Raw genomic sequence first — 21217 nt, 5'->3', positions numbered from 1 at the left:
GCGCTTAAGTCCATGGCAAACGAAAACCGGCCTTTACCCTATAGCACGCGCGTCATCTACGCCCTGTTCGACGCGGCCCGGACCTTCGGCTGGAACCGGCTGTTCTGGAGCCTGGCCGCCCTGGCCGTCGCCGGCGTGCTGGCGAGCGGGTTCTACGTCGTCAAAAAAGAAGAACAGGGCGTCCTCGTACGGTTCGGCAAGGTGGTGGACGAAAACATCGGCCCCGGTATCCACTATTGCGTGCCGTTCATCTACGAAACCCACATCCGCAAGGTAAAGCGCATCGTCCGCGTGCCCATCGTCAGCGAAGCAACGATGGGGGATACGCACGTCACGTTGTTGTCCGGCGACACGAACCTGGTCGAGCTGGACGTCGCCGTGCAGTACAAGATCGATAACCTGCGAAGCTACCTCTTCGCGGTTACGGACCCGACGATGCTGATGACCATGATCGTGCGGGAGGAAATGGTCAACATCGTGGGGCAGAACTTCATCGACCTGATCTTGACGTCCAACCGGAGTATCATCGAGCGCCACCTCCATGACTACCTCGCAGGACGCCTGGAGGCGATCGACATCGGCATCGAGCTGGTCGACCTGAACATCGTGGACATCCGTCCCATCGAGGAGACCGTGGAAGCGTTCCGGGACGTCAATGACGCCATTTCAGAACGCATGCAGTCCATCAGCAACGCCAATCAGCGCAGGGAGAAGCTCATCGCCCGGACGAAAGGGCAGACGGAAGCGATCATCATGGATGCCCGGGCCACGGCGCGGGAACGGGTCCTCCAGGCCGAGAGCAGCGCCGGGGCCTTCACCAGGCTGCTGGCCGAATACCGAAGGCAGCCGGCCCAGGTCGGTATCACCCGGTACTGGCAGCGCATGCGCACGATCTTCGCCGAGGCGAACCTGGCGGCGGTCAATCCCGGCAACGACGCGAATATCGAGGTTAATCTCATCGACGATGGATCGGGACTGACGCCCGCCGACCTGGCTTTCGACTCTCCGGGCGCCCTGGCCGCTACCGGTCCCGATTCCCTGGACAGGCCGGTTTTCTCGACGCTTCCACCGGATATCCACCGGTATGAGAACATCGACCGGGATGGATTCCTCATCGATGGAAGGTTCCACAGCCGAAACTCGGAACGGGATCATTTGCCGGTGGCCGCGCCGCGATCGCTCATTTTCGACACGCCGTCCATTTTCAGCCACGGTCACGTGACGACCAGCAGCATAGACGAGGCGAGTCAGACCGGTAAAAAAGCGCTGGCCGAAACCATGCACGAGGAAGAAAGCGAAGAAGAAGAAAAAACGGGTACCGAAGGGAGCCAAAGTGATCCAAAGCAATAGCGTGATCCCTGGCAACAGACTGTACGGCCTTATGTCGCTGGCGGCCGCGCTCGTCATCGCTGCGCTGGCGCACACATCGCCGGTCCGGGCGGAGACCGGCGTAACCTCCAATACCATCGTGTTCGGCCAGAGCGCGTGCTTCACCGGTCCCAACCGTAACCTGGGCCTGTACTACCGCGCGGGCATCCTTTCGGCATTCGAAGAACTGAACCGCGCAGGAGGCATCAACGGAAGAACGCTCAGGCTGCTATCGCTGGACGATGGGTATGAACCCGAGCAGGCCGCCGCCAACGCCGAGCGGTTTGCGGCGGAGAACGACGTGTTCGCGGTGATCGGCGGCGTGGGAACGCCGACCGCCAAGCGGATCGCTCCCGTGCTGCGCAGTGCCGACATCCCCTTTGTCGGGCCCTTCACCGGTGCGGATTTTCTCCGCAATTTCGACCGGTTCCCCAACGTCGTCAACCTGCGGGCGGCGTACCTGGACGAAGTCGTGACCATGGTCGATTACATCGTAAACGACCTGGGCAAGAACCGGTTCGGCGTGATTTACCAGGACGATTCCTTCGGCCGATCGGTACTGAAGAACTTCCAGATCGCCCTCGAAGCCCATGACCTCCCGATACTTGCCAAGACCGCCCATTCACGGAATACCCACGCGGTCCACGCGGGCCTGTTCATGATCTCCAAGGCAGACCTCGATGCCATATTGATCGTGGGGTCGTACGCCGCGAACTCCGAGATCATTAACCTGTCCCACTCGCTGGGTCACGACTACATCGTGGCAAATCTCTCATTCGTCCTTTCCCAGGAACTGAAAAAGATGGTGGAAAACCGCAGTGAAAGGATCCTGGTGACCGAGGTGATTCCGGACCCGAACAGCAACAGCAGCCGGATCGCACGACGGTTCAGAAACGCGTTGCGGCCGGAATACGGCCAGGCTGAATCCGTGGCGACCCTGGTGAACGAGGTGGCCTTTGAAGGTTACATCCTCGGAAGATACGTCATCGACGTGCTCGAACGCATGGGCGGCGAATTGACCAGGGAGCACTTCCTGAGTGTCGCGCTGTCGCCCGAAAAAGTCATGCTGGACGACTGGAGCCTGGAATTTCCGCCGGGTACGAATGCCGGATCCACCTATATCCGGCTCACCAACCTGGGCGAATAACAACTTGCAAGCGAGGTACAGCCATTGAAGAAGGTAGATGAGTTCACCGTCGAGGAAATCGGCGAGGAGTGGCTGCGCGAACTATACAAGGTCGTTGCGCTCCGACGCGGCACCATGTTCAGAATGATCACCGAATCGGCCCGCCTTCTTTTGTTCGGCAACGCGGGCGGCGCCGCGCTGATCATCGGCTTCATGAGCGCGGCGACGGGCGACCAGGGTTCCTCCTACCACTGGTTCAGCCTGCTATCGCTGCTTGCCTTCGCCCTGGGCACCCTGGCCTCCGCCATGACGATGATCCTGGTGGCTGTGGTTTCCGTGAAGGAAGCCCACGGCGCCGAAAAGGCGCTTAAACGATTCGTCGACGGTGAAATCAACCGCTCACAGGTCTTGTTTACCATAGAAGAACAGACCTTCCGCCTTGCGGATTCGGCCACCGTTTCCGGGGTCGTAAGCGCGTTGGGGTTCATGGTCGGCGGCCTGATCACCATTGCCCTGCTCATGATTTTCTTCTAGATGAACGATATCCTGTTGCTCCTCCTCGTATATTCGGCGGCGATCTTCACCGTGTCCCTGCTCGGCGGCAAGCTCTCGGCCATCGTCACTATGACCCATACCAGGACGCAACTGGTCATGAGTCTCGTAGCGGGGTTTCTCCTGGGCGTCGCCATGTATCATCTCCTGTTGCACAGCCTGGAGGACATCCCCGGTCCTTACGCCGGTGAAATCGCCGTGGGTTGCGCGGTGCTGGGCGTCATCATGATCATCGTCCTACTGCGGATCTTCCGGTTTCATCATCACGAATTCGACCAGGAAGCGGTCCCGGGTACGGATCACCAGGGCCATCACGACCACCACGACCACCACGCCCACCAGGGCGCGATGGAGGTCAACCCCAGAAGCGTGTTCGGCGTCGCCACGGGCCTCGGCCTGCATACCATCACCGAGGGGATCGCCCTCGGCGCCAGCATGCGTGTCGGCTTGATGCACGACGGGGGCACAATGCTCGCGGGACTGGGCGTGTTTCTGGCAATCATGATGCATAAGCCCCTGGACGCGTACTCCATCATCGGGCTGATGCGGGTGTCCGGTTACAAGAACCGGGCCTGCACGCTGACCAACATCGGATTCGCCCTGCTCTGTCCGCTCGTCACTGTATTGACCTTTTTTGGCGTCGGCCTCCTGAGTCAACTCGACGAAATGCATGTCATAGGGTACGTCATGGCCTTCGCCGCCGGTGTTTTCCTGTGCATCTCCCTGAGCGACCTGCTCCCCGAGATCCAGTTTCACAGCCATGACCGCGGCATTCTCATCCTGGCCTTCCTGATCGGCATCGGTCTCGCGTACGCGCTTTTCCATTTCGAATCCGAGACCATGCACGGGCTGGACACGTTGCATTCCCACTAGCACCACCCCGCACCGCGAGCAGCGCCATGTCGACCTCCACCCAGGGAACGGATTTCGGCGTGGATACCGAAACCCGCGTATTCCACGTAGAGGGCATGACCTGCAGCGCTTGCTCGGCGCGGGTAGAGAAGGTCCTCGCCCAGGTCCCCGGTGTCGCTGCCGCCCACGTAAACCTCGCCCTCGAACGAGCGACGCTGACGGTTGCGCCCGGCGTGGAAGGCAACGCGTTGTCCGGCCCCGTGGCCGCCGCGGGGTACCGGCTGACCGCTGTTCAGGACGACCGCCACGAGCCCGAAGCGGACCCCGGACAGTCACGTCGGGACCGTGTCGCCATGATCGTCGCGATCTGCGTAACGATTCCTTTTCTGCTGCAGATGCTGGCCGGGCTGCTGCGGAGCTGGACCGGTTTCGACGGGCACATGCCGGTATACGCGGAAGCGACGCTCGCGACCGTGCTGCAGATCGGCATCGGCGCCCGTTACTACCGGAGCGCTTTCCACGCGCTGCGCGGCGGCGGCGCGAACATGGACGTCCTGGTGGCCCTGGGAACCACTTCGGCCTATGCGTACAGCGCCTACCTTGTTTACCGCCTGGGCGCCGGCGCGGCGGGCCAACTCTACTTCGAAGCCTCCGCAATCATCATTACCCTCGTACTCATCGGCAAGCATATCGAAGGCCGTGCGCGCCGCAGCGCGAGCCGGGCGATTCGGGAACTGCTGGCGATCCGGCCGGTTACCGCGCGGGTACGCACGGCGGACGGCTCGGAGCGGGATACGCCGGTACATGCCCTGCAGCCCGGGGACGTTGTCATCTGCCGTCCGGGCGACCGGGTGGCCGCGGACGGCGTCGTGCTCCGGGGCGAGGCCGAAGTCGACGAAGCGCTCATCACCGGTGAGAGTGTCCCGGCGCCTAAACACCCGGCCGACACCGTGATCGCCGGATCGATGAACATCAATGGCTTCCTGGAGATCGAGGCCCGGGCCGTAGGGAGCGATTCGACGCTGGGTCGTGTGATTCGCCTGGTCGAAAGCGCACAGGCTGCCAAGCCGGCCATCCAGCGTTTGGTGGATCGCGTAAGCGCCGTATTCGTACCGGCAGTCGTCGGCCTGGCCCTGATCACCTTCGCCGCGTGGGTCCTGTCGGGGGCCGGCCTTGAACCTGCGCTGATCAATGCCGTCTCCGTCCTCGTCATCGCCTGCCCCTGCGCGCTGGGCCTGGCGACGCCGACGGCCATCGTGGCCGGTGCGGGCGTGGCGGCCCGGGCGGGCATTCTGATCAGGGACATTGAATCCCTGGAGCAGGCCAACGGCTTGACGCACGTCGTTTTCGACAAGACGGGCACCCTGACCGAAGGCCGGCCCGCCATCGCATCCGTTACGCCCCTGGCCGAGCGGAACGAAAGCGATCTGCTTCGCATCGCCGCGTCGCTGCAGCAGGGAAGCGAGCATCCCCTGGCCACCGCGTTTCTGCGCACGGCCACGGATCGGGACATCGCCCTGGCCGATGTAAGTGGATTCAGGAGCGTGGTGGCGAAAGGGGTCCGGGGAGAAATCGAAGGCGCGAGCTACCTGCTGGGAAACCGGAGGCTCTTCGATGAGTGCTGTCCGGGCATCGAGCCGCCCGGTACGCGCGATAGCGGGGGTTCCACCCTGGTCTGGCTGGCATCCCGATCCGATGCCGGATGTGCATTCCTCGCACGATTCGAACTCATCGACGCGATGCGGCCCGATGCGGCCCTGGCGGTGGATGGACTCAGGAAGCTGGGGATCGAGCCCCTGCTGGTATCCGGCGACGCGGAGGCCGTCGTGGAGCGTATCGGACGGCAGGCCGGCATAGACTCGACCTACGGCGCCGCTACGCCGGAAGAAAAGGAGCGGATCGTGAGCCGCCTGTCGGAAAGCGGCGCCAAAGTATGCATGGTCGGAGACGGGATCAACGACGCGCCCGCTCTCGCCCGTGCGTCCGTGGGGATCGCCATGGGCTCCGGTACGGACGTGGCCATGGAAACGGCCGCGATCACGCTGATGAGACCCGATCCGACCCTGGTGGCCGGGGCGATCGACGTGAGCCGGAAGACGATTCGGAAAATCAAGCAGAATCTGTTCTGGGCGTTTATCTACAACGTGATCGGACTGCCCCTCGCGGCACTGGGTTTCCTCGTCCCGGCATTCGCCGCGGCGATGATGGCTTGCTCCAGCGTCAGCGTCGTTCTGAACTCGTTGACGCTCCGTTCCTGGCGTCCCGGAACCCGGTAGGGACTATCGGGTCATCGAACTTGTTCAGGCTGATGGGTCGGAAGGGGTTGCGGCGGGGGTTTCCGGCGCGGTCTCGACCGCGGCCACAGGTAGCCGGATGGCCATTTCGGTGTACTGGCCCGGTTCAGAATCCACCACGATCGAACCACCGTGTTCCCGGACGATATCGTTCGACAGGGCCAGACCGAGGCCGGTGCCCTCGTCGGTAGGCTTGGTGGTAAAGAAGGGGTTGAAGATCTTGTCGATTACGTGGGACGGTATCCCCTTGCCGTTGTCCTTTATCCGGACGACGATCTGATCTTCCTCGCGGCGGGTGGATAACCAGATTCCGGGGACGTAACCGGATTCCGTGTCCGGGTCCTCCCGCTTCTCGTTGGTGGCGTGACAGGCGTTGTTCACCATGTTCAGGAATACCCGGGCCATTTCCTGGGAGACGATCTCGATCTCGCCCAGATCGGACTCAAAGTCTTCGTGGATTTCAAGCTGGAAGTCTGCGTTCGATGCCCGTGCGGCGTGGTAGGCCAGGCGGGCGTGTTCTTCCAGCAGGGCATTTACGTCGGTCGATTGCTTCTCTCCCGAACCGCGGCCCATCTGGAGCATGTCGCGTACAATCCGGTTGGCCCGCTCGCCATGCTCCCGGATCCGACGCAGGTTTTCCGTAAGGTCGCCGCCGATCTCGCGGATCAGTCCGTCCTGCTCCTCATCGATCGTGCCGCCGGCCGCCGGGAGTTCTTCCTTCATTTCCTCGAGGAGTTCTTCCGAGGACTCCGCGAAGTTCTTGACGAAGTTCAGCGGGTTCTGGATCTCGTGCGCCACGCCCGCGGTGAGCTCGCCGAGGGCCGCCAGTTTCTCCCGCATGACGATCTGGTCCTGCGCCTTCTGGAGTTCCGCCAGCGTGCTCTCCAGCTCGTCGTTCTTTCCGCGCAGTTCCTCGGCCAGCTTCTCCACGAGGTTCAGCCTTTGCGCTTCGATGGAGTGAAGCCTGAAGACTTCCAGCGCGGCAGCCATGTCCGCCACCTCGTCGCGACCGTCCAGTTCGACTTTCTGCTTCAGATCACCCCCCGCCATGCGCCGCATGTGTTCCGATAGAAACTCCAGCCGGCGCAGCAGCACCTTTCCGACGAACAGCCACGCGATCAGCAGGGCGCCGGTCAGGCTGACCGCGTTCAGGGCGAGGAGCAGCTGCCTGCCCACCTGGATCGTCTCCGTCGACGCAATCGTGGCGGCCTGCGTACTTTCCTGCGCCGAATTCACGAGGCTTTCCACCTCGGCCACCAGTTCGACGGACAGATCCCGGTTATTCTCGATCAAAGCCCGTTGTTGGGCGATCAAGTCCAGGTCCTCGCCGCGAATCTCGAAGATCTTGCCCTGGCCGCTGCCCAGTTCGAAGAGCTGGATGAATACCGGTTCGAGCCGTTGCCGCAGGGGCGTCGTGCCCAGGCCGGCGAGGCTTCTCTCCACGCCGCCATCGGCCGACTCGAAGCGCTCCAGAAGGGGTTCCAGTCGATCGGCATCGGACAGGTTGAAGACGTTGGAAAGGATCCGGGTACTGACGGTCGCCTCGGCCTGCAGATCGGCCAGGTGCCTGTACCGTTGCAGTTCCTCTTCGGAGAGGTATTCCTCGCGGGGCGCTACCGGTTGATCGATATCCCGGTATCCCGTTACCGTGTAGAACAACTGGTTGTCGATCGCCGGGACCAGAATGCCCGTCAGCTCGAATTGCAGCCGTTCCAGTTCAAGACGAAGCTGCCGGCCCTGCTCCTGGAGCTCGAAGCGCCTGGCCACGGACTCCTCGATCATTGCGATATTCGACATCAGCGTGTTGCCGGCCTCACTGATGCGTTGAAAGCGTTCGTCCTCCATGCCGTAGCCGGCGATGGCTTCCAGCTGCACCGCGAAACTCTCCCGTTCTTCGGAGATGCTCGCGGTTACGGATTCGAGCGCTTCAGGGGTTTGAGCGGCCGTCAGGCGCGGCGCGGCCGCCGCAAGCGTTCCGCTCCGCTGGGCGACGCCGAAGGCCGCCGCGATCTCTGGTACGGCGACTTCGTTTACTTCGCGCTGGGCCTCGCCGACCTCGTTGAAGGCGAACCACGCCACCATACTGGTCATCATGGTAAGCGCTACCGCCGCGCCGATGCCCAGATACAGCTGCCCCGATATGCGGGATGGGCCCTTGTCGTACAGCCACAGCAGCCACTGCTTGATCATGGCATCACGTCCCGGAGGGTACGGATGGGATGGTAACGGCCGTCCTGGCCGATCACCGTGAGGAAGACCGCGTCGGAACCCTGGTTGTCCCCTTCGCCGAATTCAAGACGAAGACCGCCCAGGTCGATCGTTCCCGCCCGGTTCAGGCTCTCCATGAGGCAGGAACGCCGTACGTCGGGGCCGCAGCCCTCGAGGGCGGTGATGGTCAGCTTGCCGGCGAGGTATCCTTCGAAGGAAACGAAACCGGGGGTCGTGCCCGGCGCGTGCGCGGAGAGCGCTCTGCGGTACTGGACGGCGATGGCGATGTTTCCGGCCGCGGGAAAGGGCACCACCTGAGAGACCAGGACACCGCGGCCGTCGGGACCTAGCTCACCGGCCAGCGCATTGCTGCCTACGAATGAAATCGTTGCGAATACGGGATTGAAACCCACGTGCCGCGCCCACGCAATGAGCGTGGCAACCGGCTGGTAAGCGCCGATCACCACGACAGCGTCCGGTTTTCCCTGCTGCAGATCGAGCAGGCCGGCCTTGATCGCGGTGGTGTTCCTTGGATATACGCCGATCGCCACGGGATCGAGTTGCCGGCGTTCCAGCGCGCGCCGAACGCCGCGGTATCCGACTCGGCCAAAGGAATCGTTCTGGTACATCACGCCGATGCGCGTGATGCCGAGATCACGCGAAAGCCGGTCGACGATTTCCTCGGTCTCCTGGAAATAGGAGGCGCGCAGGTTTATAACGCCCGTATCGGTGTTGTCTCGTAAAAAAATCGCGCCGGTGAATGGCGCGATATAGGGTACGCCGGCCTCCGCGGTTATGGGAACGGCCGAACGGGAGGTGGGCGTGCCGACGGCACCGATCAGCGCGAAAACCCCTTCCTCCTCGATCAGTTTCCGGGTATTCGCGATCGCGGCTTCCGGCTCATAGGCGTCATCGAGCGTGATCAGCTCGAGCCGTCTTCCGTGTACACCGCCCCGGCGGTTCGCTTCCTGAAAGGCCGCCTCGATCCCGAGGTTCATGTTCCGCCCGAGTTCGCGGGCCGGACCGCTGAAAGCCGCGGACTGTCCGAATAGTATGCGTTCGGCCGTCACACCGGGCTCGGCCGTCACACCGGGCTCGGCCGCCTCACCGGTCTCGGCCGTCACACCGGGATCTTCGACCTGGGAGGCGTTCGCGCCGCTGTTTTCAGAGGATAAAGCGGGAGAGAACGCCGTCGCACAAAGGGCGAGCAGGACGACCGCCCAGTGGTCGCGCGTTCGTCTCATCCGCTTTCCTTCCGTTTTACGATCGTGAGAATGTTCCGGTTGTCTTCCCGGCGGTAGCTCAGTTCATCCATCATGGTCCGGACGAGGTAGATGCCGAGGCCGCCCACGGGACGATCATCCAGTCCGGAGTCGACATCCGGCTCGGGCGAGTCGGTCAGGGGATTGAAAGGCCGCCCTTCGTCCCGCAATTCGATCGTCAGCGCGTCGGCATCCGAATCCAGCACGATTTCGAATTCGTGGTCGGAATCGCCGGCGTGGCCGTGCGTAACGATGTTTACGCCCAGTTCCTCGAGGACCAGCTTGACCTGGTAGACCATGCCCGGCGGCCAATCTTCGGACTCGCCGAGTTCATCCACCGCTTCGTAGATGCGCTCCAGCTGGTCGAGCTTCGTGGGCAGGCTTAGGGACAGTCTTCTGCTCATGATCAGGCCTGGCGTTGAAGCACGGTTACACAGGTAATATCATCGGATTGCGGCGTTTCTCCGGCGAATTCATGGACCGCCTTGAACACCGCTTTGTTGGCGGCTTCCGTACTGACGGGTGAGGCATCCGCGAAAACTGCCTGCAGGCGGTCCATGCCGAATTCCTCCCCGTCGGCGTTCATGGCTTCGGTTACGCCGTCTGTATAAAGCAACAGGAGATCGCCCGGCGAGAGCACAACGGCGGACTGGCCGAAATTGACCCCCGGGAAAACCCCGAGCGCCAGGCCGTCCGTTCCGGGGAGAAGCGTCGACGAGCCGTCGGGGTGCACCACCAGCGGAGGATTGTGCCCACCGTTGGAATAGTCCACCTGCCCGGTCTGGGGGTTGTAGACCGCGTAGAAGGTGGTGACGAACATGGCTGCTTCGTTTTCCTCGGTAAGCAGGTCGTTGACCTCCTTGAGCACGGCGCCCGGTTCAACGGCTCCGATCGCCGACCCCTTCAGCAGGGTCCGGCTGGACATCATGAACAGGGCGGCGGGAACGCCTTTGTCGGAAACATCCGCGATGGCCAGGGCAATCTTGCCTCCGGGCAGGCCGAAAACGTCGAAAAAGTCGCCGCCGACCTCACGGGCCGGTTCCATGTTCGCATAGATCTCGCAATGATCGGAATCGGGGAACTCGGTGGGCAGGATCGACTGCTGCATCTTGCTGGCCACGTTCAGTTCGTTCTGCAGCCGTACAAGCTTGTCCCGCGACTCCAGGGCTTCGCGCCATTCCTCCATGTTCTTCAGCGTGCGCTCAATTGTCACCCGCAGGTCCTGGAAATCGATCGGCTTGGTAATGAAATCGAAGGCGCCCCGGTTCATAGCCGTGCGGATGTTCTTCATGTCCCCGTAGGCGGATACGACCACGGCGCGGATGTCGGGGGCAATGTTCGGTATCTGCGCCAGCAGAGTTAGACCGTCCATCCGGGGCATGTTGATATCGGAGAGGACCATGTCTATATCGGGTACTTCGTTCAGGCGTTCCAGGGCTTCTACGCCATTCTGGGCGAAATACAGCGTATACAGGCCGGAACGCACGTCACGGCGCATGCGTTGCCGCATCAGGTGTTCCAGATCCGGCTCGTCGTCCACTACAAGGATTTTGTACGGAGTCTGCGTCATTTCACCCCCGGAAACCGCCGCGGCCGTTTCCCGTTTCACGGTTCAACAGGACGCCTGTACGCCGCGTCACGAAGCACAAACGGGAAGAGGCGCCTACCGGCCGATCTTATCCACCGCTTCGGCCTGGGAATCGTGAATGGATATGATCTTGTCGAAACCGCTGATTTCGAAGACTTCCCGGATCGGATCCGAAAGCGAGCACAATGCGAACGCGGCATTCCGCTTCTGGAGCAGTCGCGCGATCAGCAGGATGACCCTCAGGCCCGCACTGCTTATGTAGGACAAGGTACTGAAATCCAGCAGCACCTTGCTGTCGTCTTCACCGATGGCGCCGTTGAGCGCGTCTTCGAATTCCCGCGCGTTGGCGCCGTCGATTCGACCTTCAACCTTCGCAATAAGTACTTCGTTTGCTCGGTCGACACTGATCTCCATGAAACCAACCCCCTTTACAGGTTTAAAATACTGCCTTGTTCGGCAAAATCAGCAATCTGTACTCCATAGGTTTTCCTGGTTTCTGTGCATCTGGTCCGGCCTGGTCCGGCCCGGCCCGGACCGGTCACGCATCCGCTTAACCCGATGCCAGGATGGGATGCAGCGGTCCTCCGAACGGTTCGCCCGGTTTCATGGTCTGGTCGCCGCCCGCGTCCCATCGGCCGTTGTAGTTCACGTACTCCGGTATGTATATGATCGCCAGCGCTCTCCGGGGTGATGCGGTGCGATTCGGTGTAGCGTAATGGAACGTGCATCCATGATGAAAAGTCACGCCGCCCGCTTCCATGTCCATCACGACGGGTTCGACATCGACTTCGACGTCCGTACTCTCGATGTCTTTCAGTACGCTGGCGCCTTCCGTGCTCAGCGGCACCGGCTCCAGCCGGCCGTACTTGTGCGATCCGGGTATGAACTGCATGCAACCGTTGTCCACCGCTACATCGTCCACGGCGATCCATGCCGATAGCGCGCCGACCTGTTCCATGGGCCAGTACGGCGCGTCCTGGTGCCAGTTGGTTGCCTTGCTCCGTTCACCGCCGGGCTTGATCAGTCCATGGTCATGGTAGATGACCAGGCGTTTGCACTTCGATATCTTCCGGGCGATTTCCGCCAGCCGCGCGTCAAATGAGTACTTCCGGATGACCTCGTAGTCTACCCACAGGTTGACCATCTGGTTGAAAACGCGGTTATAATCGTCGTCCGTCTCGCCTCCACCACCCAGTATCCGTGCTCTCTTTTCCTCGATCGTCTTGTCCAGCGCGTCGGCCAATTCCGCGATTTCCCGCTTCGAGAAAAACCCCGGAATCTGGAGATAGCCATTCTCCTGAAAGAACTCAACCTCTTCGGCGCCAATGTGATTTGGATTCATATCGCTGTAGAACCCGGGGACTGGATCGCATAACTCATATATAGTCCAAGCCTATACAAATCAACAACAATAAACATTTCAGTGCAGAATTCCGCACGAATAACGTAAATTAACTTACGAGCAAGAAATTTCAACCCCTTTTCACAACTCAAGGGTTTTATTCGACATTACGGCGCCTGACCGGTAACGGTACAGCGCCCGGCCCAAATCGATACATCCATCATCGTTCAACCCGGAGGAGCGCACCATGACGACGGACCGATACCGGATCGGCGTCCAGGACTATATAGACTATCACCGCGATGGCTACCTCGTCGTCCGCGGACTCGTGCCCGGAGTGGAGGTGGAAAACATACGCCGCCATACCGAAGCACTGATGCAGGGAAGGATTACCATCGAAGGGGTCGATCCGCCGCCGCCCGGGTTGACGTCCGAACAGATGGGACAGCACTGGCTGCGCATACACATGCTACACCGGAAGCACGCGCTGCATGAGCGATTTCTGCTCCAGCCCCGTATTCTGGACGTGCTCGAAGCCCTGATCGGTCCGGATGTGCTGGCGCTCCAGACCATGTTGTTCCTGAAGCCGCCCGGCCGCGAAGGCCAGGGTTTTCACCAGGACTCGTACTATATACCCACCTATCCCGACACGCTGATCGGTTCCTGGCTGGCCGTAGATCCCGCGGATGAAGAAAACGGCTGCGTGACGGTCATCCCGAGATCGCATCATGAACCGATTTATCCGGACGAAAACAAGCTCGGCCAGAACCACACCGACGGCGCCATAGGGGATCTCGGTGTAATCGAGGGCGCCAGCGCGACGGACGAGTCCGTGAACGGACTGGCCCCTGTCGCCGGGAAATACGCCGACCGCGAAGTGGCCGCCCTGATGGCGCCCGGCGATGTCCTGTTCATTCACGGCCATCTCCTGCACCGCTCGCACGAGAACCGGACCGGGACGCGGTTCCGCCGGGCATTCGTGGGCCATTACTGTAACGCGAGGTCCTGGGTGCCGTGGAACCATGGCGCCGACTTCGAGGGACCGACCGCGAATCACCTCCACATCCTCGCCCGTGGCAACTCCCACCTGCCCTTCGCCTTGCCGAAGTTCGGCACGTCATGCGACGCGCTCAATCCCAGGGAAACGGCCAGGGGCATGCGTCCTGCGCGCATGATGGGCGATATGCCCGCGTCGACCGTAAAGGGCGTCATGGTATCGCGTTGACGGATCCGACATCGGTTCTATGAGGCAGAGCGATTACGCGCCGAATAGGTTCCGTGCCCGGTGGATGGCGCCGATCATGGTATCGATCTCTTCGGAGGTGTTGTAGAAATAGAGGCTTGCCCGCGCCGTGGCGCCGTAGGGCGTCCCGAGCCGGCGCATGAGGGGTTGCGCGCAGTGGTGCCCGGCGCGGATGGCGATACCCTGGCGGTCCAGCACCGTCGACAGGTCGCTGGGGTGCATGTCGTCCAGGTTGAAGGAGATCGCCCCTCCCCGGGCCGGCGCGTGACCGTAGACCGTCAGGCCGTCGATTTCCTCGAGCCGCTCGATCGTGTAGTCCGTCAGCGCCCTTTCGTGGGTGTGTATATGCTCCATCCCGACGGCAGAGAGATAGTCCACCACGTCACCGAAGACGATGGCATGGGCGATATTGGGGGTGCCCGCCTCGAACTTCTCCGGGACGTCCGCGCTGGTGAATCCATCGAGCCGGACTTCATCGATCATCGAACCCCCGCCCATGTAGGGATCCATCGTTTCGAGCAGTTCCTGCCTTCCGTATAGTCCGCCGATGCCGGTCGGGCCGCACATCTTGTGGCCCGAGAACGCGAAGAAATCGCAGTCCAGACCTGCCACGTCCACGGGCATGTGCGGCACGCTCTGCGCGGCGTCCACGAAGACCAGCGCGCCGGCGGCGTGGGCCCGCTCCACGATGGCCTCGACGGGATTGACGGTACCCAGCACATTCGACATGTGTGCGATGGACACGATGCGCGTCCGCTCCGTGATCAGGTCGTCCGCCTGGTCCATGTCGAGCGACCCGTCTTCATGGATGTCGAAATACCGGAGCACGGCGCCGGTCTCCCGCGCCAGCATCTGCCAGGGCACGATGTTGCTGTGGTGCTCCATGACCGAAAGCAGAATTTCGTCGCCCGCCCCGACGTTCTTCCGGCCCCATGCGCTCGCTACGAGGTTGATGCCCTCGGTCGTGTTCCGCACGAAAACCAGGCTGCGGGCCGGTACGTTGATGAAGCGCGCTACCCGTTCGCGGGCGGCCTCGTAGGCGTTGGTCGCCTCCTCGCTGAGCGTGTGGAGTCCGCGGTGCACGTTGGCGTTCAGCCGCGTGTAGTAGTCGTCCAGGGCATCGAGCACGGCGCGGGGTTTCTGCGAAGTGGCGCTGTTGTCCAGGTAGACCAGCGGCTTGCCGTGCACCTTCCGGTCCAGGATGGGGAAATCCCCGCGGTAACGCAGGGCGTGTTCGTCAGACCGGCGCACCGCGTCATCCAGCTTGCGTGGCGTTTCTAACAGGGCTTCTTCCATGATCTCCTAACCATATGCGATCAGTAGTCTATGCCGAGTTCGAGCTTGGCGTCTTCGGTCATCATGTCGATATGCCAGGGCGGCTCCCAGACGATTTCGATCAGGGCGTCCGACACCTCGTCCAGGTCCTTGACCTTGGTTTCCACCTCGGCGGGCAGCGACTGGGCCGCCGGGCAGTTCGGCGAAGTGAGCGTCATCTTGATGTTGGTCATGCCGTCCTGCTGCACGTCGATTTCGTAGATGAGTCCCATTTCGTAGATGTTGACCGGGATCTCGGGGTCGTAGCACGTCTTTAATACGTCCACAATCCGTTCTTTAACGGCATCCGTATCCATTCGTCAGCCCCTGTGCGCGTGTAGTGTATCCGCTATCTTTCCGTCCGGCTCCGGGCCGTCGAAAGATCCCGGATGGTGGTTTCGAAGAGCGTATCCAGCGAGGAACGGACGGCGTCGATCCCGAGACGCCGGATCAAGTCGGCCGCGAACCCGTAGGTGAGGAGGTGACATGCGCTGTCGTGGGACAGGCCACGGGTCCGTAAATAGAAAATCTGGTCTTCGTCGAGCTGGCCCACGGTGGCGCCGTGGGTACATTTCACCTGGTCCGCGTAGATCTCGAGCTGCGGCTTGGTGTGTATCATCGCGTCTGACGAGAGCATCAGGTTCTTGTTCAGCTGCTTGGCGTCTGTTTCCTGGGCGTCCTGGTGCACGAACACCTTGCCGTTGAACACGCCGCGGGACCGGCCTTCGAGGATGCCCTTGTACACCTCGTAGCTGTCGCAGTTCGGCACGGCGTGATCGATGGCGGTGTGGTTGTCCACATGCTGGCCGCCCGCGACCAGGAACAGTCCGTTCATGCGCACCACCGCGTGCTCGCCCGCGAGCCGGGCGTTCGTATCGTTCCGGGTCAACGCGCCGCCCATGCTCATGTTGAAGGTGGAGATCCGTCCGTTCCCCTCCAGGTGGAGTTGGGTGGTGGACAGATGGGCGGCTTCTTCGCCTTCCCGGTTGATCCGGTAATGGTCCACGTTGCCGTCCCGCCCCACGGAGATCTCCGTTACGGCGTTGGTGAGGTAGGCCTGATCCGTCATGCCGGAATAACTCTCGACCACCTTGAGGCTTGCCCCGTCGCCCGCCGCAATGAGCGTTCGCGGTTGCGTGGCCAGGGGCGCGTCGTGCCCCGTCGTTACGTAGTGCACGTGCACCGGGATTTCCAATGCTCCCCCGCGCGGTACGTGGACGAACAGGCCGTTTTCGATCAGGGCCGTGTTCAGTGCCGTCTGCCCGGCGCCTTCGTAATCGGCATAGCGTGCGAGGTGCGGATGGACGAGATCCGGATGCTCCACGAGGGCATCGGCCAGGCTGCTTACCACGACGCCCCGGGGCAAGTCCGGCCCGTGCGACAACGAAGGTGCATGCACGCCGTTTACGAAAACGAGCCGGTGCCAGCCGTTCTGGCCGAACTCGTAAGGCGCGAGTGCTTCCTCGTCCAGCTTCGCTTCCGCTGGCCTGCCTGGACCGCTTGGTCCGCCTGGTCCGTCCTGGTAGGACGTGTCCGCAATCTGCCGAAGATCGGTGTATATCCAGTCTTCCTTGAGCGGAAAGGTAAGCTCGCGGGCGACCGGCATGCCGAGTTCCCGGAAGCGCTTCATGGCGTCCGAACGGATCCGGTGCAGCCAGAGCGGCGCATCCAGGGACCGGATGCGGTCGTAAGCGTCGTAAAACGTGGTGTATCTACTGGTCGTCGCCTGCTTCAGTGATTCCGTCATTTCGTGGTTCCATGCTCCCTGGATGGATTCAACCCGCGGCTTCCACTTCTTCCCGTATCCACTCGTAGCCTTTTTCTTCCAGTTCGAAGGCCAGTTCTTTCCTGCCCGATTTCACGATCCGGCCCTGGTACATGACATGGACGTAGTCCGGCACGACGTAGTCCAGCAGCCTCTGGTAGTGGGTGATGACGATCATCGCGTTGTCCGCGGTGCGCTGCTGGTTGATCCCGTGGGCCACGATGCGCATGGCATCGATGTCCAGTCCGGAATCCGTCTCGTCCAGAATGGAAAGGGTCGGTTCGAGCACGGCCATGTGGAAGATCTCGTTGCGTTTCTTCTCACCGCCGGAGAAGTCCTCGTTCACGGGGCGCCGGGCCAGTTCGGGGTCCATGTCGACCTGTTTCATCTTCTTGTCCAGCAACCGCCGGAACGCGCCGGCGCTTATCTCCGGTTCGCCGCGGTACTTCAGGCGTTCGTTCATCGCCGCCCGGAGGAAGTAGGCGTTGCTGACGCCTGGTATTTCCACCGGGTACTGAAAGGCCAGGAACATGCCCTCGTTGGCCCGCTCCTCGGGGGTGAGCTCGAATAGATCCTTGTCCTGGAACCGTACCGTGCCTCCGGTTTCTTCGTATTCCTCGTGGCCGGCCAGGATCTTGCCCAGCGTGCTCTTCCCGGAACCGTTGGGCCCCATGATCGCATGGACCTCGCCCCGGTCTACGGTCAGGTCGATCCCGTTGATGATGTCCTGGTCCTTGATCCCGCCACGTAAGTTCTTGATTTCGAGTAATGCCATCTCGCTTGCTTTCTCCTGTTGTTATCTTGTTATCTGCGATCTTGGGCCTGGCCGTCCTGGACCCGGCCGCCTGTCCTCGTCAACCCACGCTGCCTTCCAAGCTGATCCCCAGCAGCTTCTTCGCCTCCACGGCGAATTCCATTGGCAGTTCCTGGAAGACCTCCTTGCAGAACCCGTTGATGATCATGGAAATGGCGTCTTCGGTGGAAATGCCCCGGGTCTTGCAATAGAAAAGCTGGTCCTCGCTGATCCGGGCCGTCGACGCTTCGTGTTCCACGTTCGCCGAGTTATTACCCACGTCGATATAGGGAAAGGTATGGGCGCCGCAGCGGTCGCCGATCAGCATCGAATCGCACTGCGTGTAGTTCCGCGCCCCGTCCGCCTTCTTCAGGACCTGGATCCGTCCCCGGTAGACATTCTGGCCGTTGCCCGCGGATATCCCCTTGGAGACCACGGTGCTGCGCGAGTTCTTGCCCACGTGGATCATCTTGGTACCCGTGTCGGCCACCTGCTTGTTTCGGGTCAGCGCCACGGAATAGAACTCTCCGATGGAATGGTCGCCCTGCAGGATCACGCTGGGATACTTCCATGTGATGGCCGATCCCGTTTCCACCTGGGTCCAGGAGATCTTGCTGTTATCCCCCTTGCAGGCCCCGCGCTTGGTCACGAAGTTGTAGACGCCGCCCTTTCCCTGTTCGTCGCCCGGATACCAGTTCTGGACCGTGGAATACTTGATCTGCGCGTCTTTAAGGGCCACCAGCTCCACGACCGCCGCGTGCAGCTGGTTTTCGTCTCGCATGGGCGCGGTGCAGCCTTCCAGGTAGCTCACGTAGGAACCCTCGTCGGCGACGATCAGGGTGCGCTCGAACTGGCCGGTCCCGGCCGTATTGATGCGGAAGTAGGTGGAGAGTTCCATGGGACACCGGACGCCGGGCGGGATGTAGCAGAAGGAGCCGTCGCTGAAGACGGCCGAGTTCATCGTCGCGAAATAGTTGTCGCGGTACGGCACCACGGTGCCCAGGTACTTCTCCACCAGGTCGGGGTGTTCCTGCGCCGCCTCGGAAAAGGAACAGAAGATGATGCCCAGCTCGGCCAGCTTGTCCTTGAAGGTCGTGTGGACCGACACGCTGTCGAAGACCGCGTCCACGGCTACGCCCGCCAGCACCTTCTGCTCTTCCAGCGGGATGCCGAGCTTGTCGTAGGTCGCCAGCAGTTCGGGATCCACCTCGTCGAGACTGTTGTACTGCGGCGTGTTCTTCGGCGCGGCGTAGTAGACGATATCCTGGTAGTCGACCGGCGGATAGGCCATGTACTGCCAGCTGGGCTCCTTCATCGTGAGCCAGTGCCGGTAGGCCTTCAGGCGCCATTCCAGCAGAAACTCGGGCTCTTTCTTCTTTGCGGATATGAACCGGATGATATCCTCGTTGAGCCCCGGCGGCGCCGTTTCCATCTCGATGTCGGTCACCCAGCCTTCTTTGTATTCCTGCTGGGCTAGAGTTTCGATGGCTTCCATTGCGTCTCCTTGAAACGATGTAGAACCTGTCGTGCCGAACCAGTCGTGCCGAACCTGTCGTGCCGAACCCGCCGCACTCTCGGCCGTGCCCGTCCCGCCGTGCTAACGGCCGATCTGGATCGTGCCGCCCATCGCCTGCTCCCGCATGGTATCCTGGGAGACCTGCTCCACCACCTCGAGGACCTGGTGTTCGGTCTGCAGCAGGTCAATGAGGGAAATGCGATCTAGCACGCCGGAAAGGTACCGGGCAAGGACCGTCCAGACCGGTCGGATGGCGCAGGCGTTCAGGTGCGTGCACGCCTCCAGGTGGCCGGAGAAATGATCGCACATGTGAGCGTCCGGGCTCGTAAGCACGACCCCGTCTTCCGAACTCAGGGCGCGCATGACCTCGCCCAGCGTTATGCTTCGCGGTTCCCTGGCCAGCGCGTAGCCGCCCCGGATCCCCCGCACGCTTCGGACGAGTTCCGCCCGCCGGAGGATCATCAGCAGCTTGGATACGTAGTCCAGGGAGATACCCTCCGATTCGGCAATCTGCCGTCCCGTAACCGGGTCGCGGGAATGGTATCGCGCCAGCTGCAGGATGCACCGGAGGCCGTATTCTTCCTGGGCGGTCACTTTCATGAAAACGTCTCCTTCACGGTCCGATTTGACGTCAAATGGCCTATGTGAATATAGCAAACCTGACTTTTATGTCAAGTATTAAATCCGGTGCGTATCGAAGCGGTTGTCGCGGGCGGATCCCGCGGTGCTGAACCGCGTCGAATCCTCAAGACGGGGTACCGAAAGCAGGACGGTGCCGTCTCCGGTGCGATCTCCTTGACATCGAAGGCCGCCGGCGTTACCGTCGGTCCCATATCCACCCATCCGAATCTCACACCTGAACGAGGACAAAGACCACCCATGTCCAATAAACTCGATGTGCGCCTGCTCCCCGGCACCCGGACCGTCGACGCGGTGACGGGACAGGGTTATTTTCCGGTCATAACCCATCTCGGCGGCAGTGAACTGCTCATGGCCTACCGCGGCGGCGCCGCGCACATGGGCCTGGGCGGACGGCTGGACGTGGGACGCTCCACTGACGGAGGGCTGAACTGGTCCGCGCCGGTGACGGTGGCCGACAGCGAACGGGACGACCGCAACCCCGCACTCGGCATGGCACCGGGCGGCACGCTCGTGCTGGCGTACCACTGGCAGGGCTCCTATGACGAAGAGGGCGCCTGGAAACCGGAATTGGGCCGAGCCGATACCCGGGTCGTGTTCTCCTCGGACGGCGGCCGTTCCTGGGTGGACGACGCACTCATCGATTACACTCCGATCAACGGGGCCTCGCCCTTCGGCAAGATCTTCACCGCCGGCGGCGTCGTGCACATGCTGATCTACGGCGGTTCGCCGTGTTGCGAGCCCGGTGAGGGCACGGTCCGGGTCGGCCCCGCGACGACGCCGACGTACATCCTCCGGTCGAAAGACAACGGGCGTTCCTGGGGCGATCCGACCCTGGTGGCGCTGGGGCTGAATGAATCGGACGTGGCCATCCTTCCCGATGGCCGGTGGCTGTTCGTCGCACGGTCGGAGAACCGCGCCGAGCAAGCACTGTATTCCTGCGTATCGGAGGACAGCGGGTACACCTGGCGCGGGATCGGCCGGATCACGGACGCAAAGGAACACCCGCCGGACCTCACCCTGTTGCCCAACGGCTGGCTGCTGCTCGTTTTCGGTCGGCGTCATCCGCCCTTCGGCGTGGAGGGCCTGATCAGCCGGGACGGCGGGACCACCTGGGATGAGCGTCGGCTGGTGCTCGACGATTCCCTGCCCGGCGGCGACATCGGCTATCCCTCCACCGCCCGCCTCGATGACGGACGGCTGGTCACTGCCTACTACACAGCGGGGACACCGGACAGGCAGTGGGAGATGTTCCGCGCCGCGGACGTCGCCTGCAAGGTCGTGTCCTACGATGTATCCAGCTTGATCTACCACTGGAATAAAAACGTGTAACATTTTGTTCAGGAACGGGTTAC

General features: G+C 61.9%; 19 protein-coding genes. 7 read left to right on the top strand and 12 right to left on the bottom strand.

The window, feature by feature from the left end:
• The first annotated feature begins 12 nt into the window (after positions 1-12).
• Genes hflK through F4Z81_11380 form a run of 5 tightly spaced genes read left to right on the top strand, consistent with a single transcriptional unit; the run spans position 13 to position 6174 of the window.
• Complete coding sequence (hflK, locus tag F4Z81_11400) at positions 13-1350, top strand: FtsH protease activity modulator HflK (GenBank protein ID MXW05661.1); 1338 nt, start codon at positions 13-15, stop codon at positions 1348-1350.
• On the top strand, positions 1334-2515 hold the full coding sequence (locus F4Z81_11395; protein ID MXW05660.1) for an ABC transporter substrate-binding protein: 1182 nt from the start codon (positions 1334-1336) through the stop codon (positions 2513-2515). The genes hflK and F4Z81_11395 overlap by 17 nt, the downstream gene beginning before the upstream one ends.
• Positions 2516-2539: 24 nt before the next feature.
• The gene (locus F4Z81_11390; protein ID MXW05659.1) at positions 2540-3028 is read left to right on the top strand and encodes a hypothetical protein; all 489 of its coding nucleotides are present in this window, start codon (positions 2540-2542) and stop codon (positions 3026-3028) included.
• Complete coding sequence (locus F4Z81_11385; protein MXW05658.1) at positions 3029-3919, top strand: hypothetical protein; 891 nt, start codon at positions 3029-3031, stop codon at positions 3917-3919.
• Between the two features lie 26 nt (positions 3920-3945).
• Positions 3946-6174 carry a copper-translocating P-type ATPase gene (locus F4Z81_11380; GenBank protein ID MXW05657.1) on the top strand — a complete coding sequence of 743 codons (2229 nt, stop codon included), beginning with the start codon at positions 3946-3948 and terminating at the stop codon, positions 6172-6174.
• 24 nt (positions 6175-6198) lie between these two features.
• Here the strand turns inward: F4Z81_11380 and F4Z81_11375 are convergent, their stop codons facing one another.
• The 6 genes from F4Z81_11375 to F4Z81_11350 form a co-directional block, all read right to left on the bottom strand.
• A complete protein-coding gene (locus F4Z81_11375) occupies positions 6199-8382 on the bottom strand; it encodes a HAMP domain-containing protein (GenBank protein MXW05656.1) in 2184 nt (727 codons plus the stop codon).
• Positions 8379-9644, bottom strand: coding sequence for an ABC transporter substrate-binding protein (locus tag F4Z81_11370; GenBank protein MXW05655.1), 1266 nt, complete (start codon positions 9642-9644; stop codon positions 8379-8381). Before F4Z81_11370 ends, F4Z81_11375 begins: the two co-directional genes overlap by 4 nt.
• The gene (locus tag F4Z81_11365) at positions 9641-10066 is read right to left on the bottom strand and encodes an ATP-binding protein (protein MXW05654.1); all 426 of its coding nucleotides are present in this window, start codon (positions 10064-10066) and stop codon (positions 9641-9643) included. The genes F4Z81_11370 and F4Z81_11365 overlap by 4 nt, the downstream gene beginning before the upstream one ends.
• Positions 10067-10068: 2 nt before the next feature.
• Positions 10069-11232: a SpoIIE family protein phosphatase gene (locus F4Z81_11360; protein MXW05653.1), complete on the bottom strand. Its 1164-nt coding sequence runs from the start codon at positions 11230-11232 to the stop codon at positions 10069-10071.
• A 93-nt stretch (positions 11233-11325) separates the two neighbouring features.
• A complete protein-coding gene (locus F4Z81_11355) occupies positions 11326-11664 on the bottom strand; it encodes an STAS domain-containing protein (GenBank protein ID MXW05652.1) in 339 nt (112 codons plus the stop codon).
• A 136-nt stretch (positions 11665-11800) separates the two neighbouring features.
• Positions 11801-12592, bottom strand: coding sequence for a phytanoyl-CoA dioxygenase family protein (locus F4Z81_11350; GenBank protein MXW05651.1), 792 nt, complete (start codon positions 12590-12592; stop codon positions 11801-11803).
• A gap of 247 nt (positions 12593-12839) precedes the next feature.
• Here F4Z81_11350 and F4Z81_11345 point away from each other — a divergent pair, with 247 nt between their 5' ends.
• Positions 12840-13817: a phytanoyl-CoA dioxygenase family protein gene (locus F4Z81_11345; GenBank protein ID MXW05650.1), complete on the top strand. Its 978-nt coding sequence runs from the start codon at positions 12840-12842 to the stop codon at positions 13815-13817.
• A 33-nt stretch (positions 13818-13850) separates the two neighbouring features.
• Here the strand turns inward: F4Z81_11345 and F4Z81_11340 are convergent, their stop codons facing one another.
• The 6 genes from F4Z81_11340 to F4Z81_11315 form a co-directional block, all read right to left on the bottom strand.
• The gene (locus F4Z81_11340) at positions 13851-15131 is read right to left on the bottom strand and encodes a cysteine desulfurase (protein MXW05649.1); all 1281 of its coding nucleotides are present in this window, start codon (positions 15129-15131) and stop codon (positions 13851-13853) included.
• 20 nt (positions 15132-15151) lie between these two features.
• Positions 15152-15466: a DUF59 domain-containing protein gene (locus tag F4Z81_11335; protein ID MXW05648.1), complete on the bottom strand. Its 315-nt coding sequence runs from the start codon at positions 15464-15466 to the stop codon at positions 15152-15154.
• 32 nt (positions 15467-15498) lie between these two features.
• Positions 15499-16896, bottom strand: a complete 1398-nt coding sequence (gene sufD, locus F4Z81_11330) for a Fe-S cluster assembly protein SufD (protein MXW05647.1) — start codon at positions 16894-16896, stop codon at positions 15499-15501.
• Between the two features lie 28 nt (positions 16897-16924).
• Entirely contained in the window at positions 16925-17689 is a 765-nt protein-coding gene (sufC, locus tag F4Z81_11325; GenBank protein MXW05646.1) for a Fe-S cluster assembly ATPase SufC, read from the bottom strand.
• 79 nt (positions 17690-17768) lie between these two features.
• A complete protein-coding gene (gene sufB, locus F4Z81_11320; protein MXW05645.1) occupies positions 17769-19202 on the bottom strand; it encodes a Fe-S cluster assembly protein SufB in 1434 nt (477 codons plus the stop codon).
• 102 nt (positions 19203-19304) lie between these two features.
• Positions 19305-19823, bottom strand: a complete 519-nt coding sequence (locus F4Z81_11315) for an Rrf2 family transcriptional regulator (protein ID MXW05644.1) — start codon at positions 19821-19823, stop codon at positions 19305-19307.
• A gap of 279 nt (positions 19824-20102) precedes the next feature.
• Between F4Z81_11315 and F4Z81_11310 the strand changes: the two genes are divergently transcribed.
• The gene (locus F4Z81_11310) at positions 20103-21194 is read left to right on the top strand and encodes an exo-alpha-sialidase (protein MXW05643.1); all 1092 of its coding nucleotides are present in this window, start codon (positions 20103-20105) and stop codon (positions 21192-21194) included.
• Positions 21195-21217 lie beyond the last annotated feature (23 nt).

Source organism: Gemmatimonadota bacterium, assembly GCA_009835325.1.
Classification (GTDB): domain Bacteria; phylum JAAXHH01; class JAAXHH01; order JAAXHH01; family JAAXHH01; genus JAAXHH01.
This window is presented reverse-complemented; position numbering and strand designations above follow the sequence as displayed.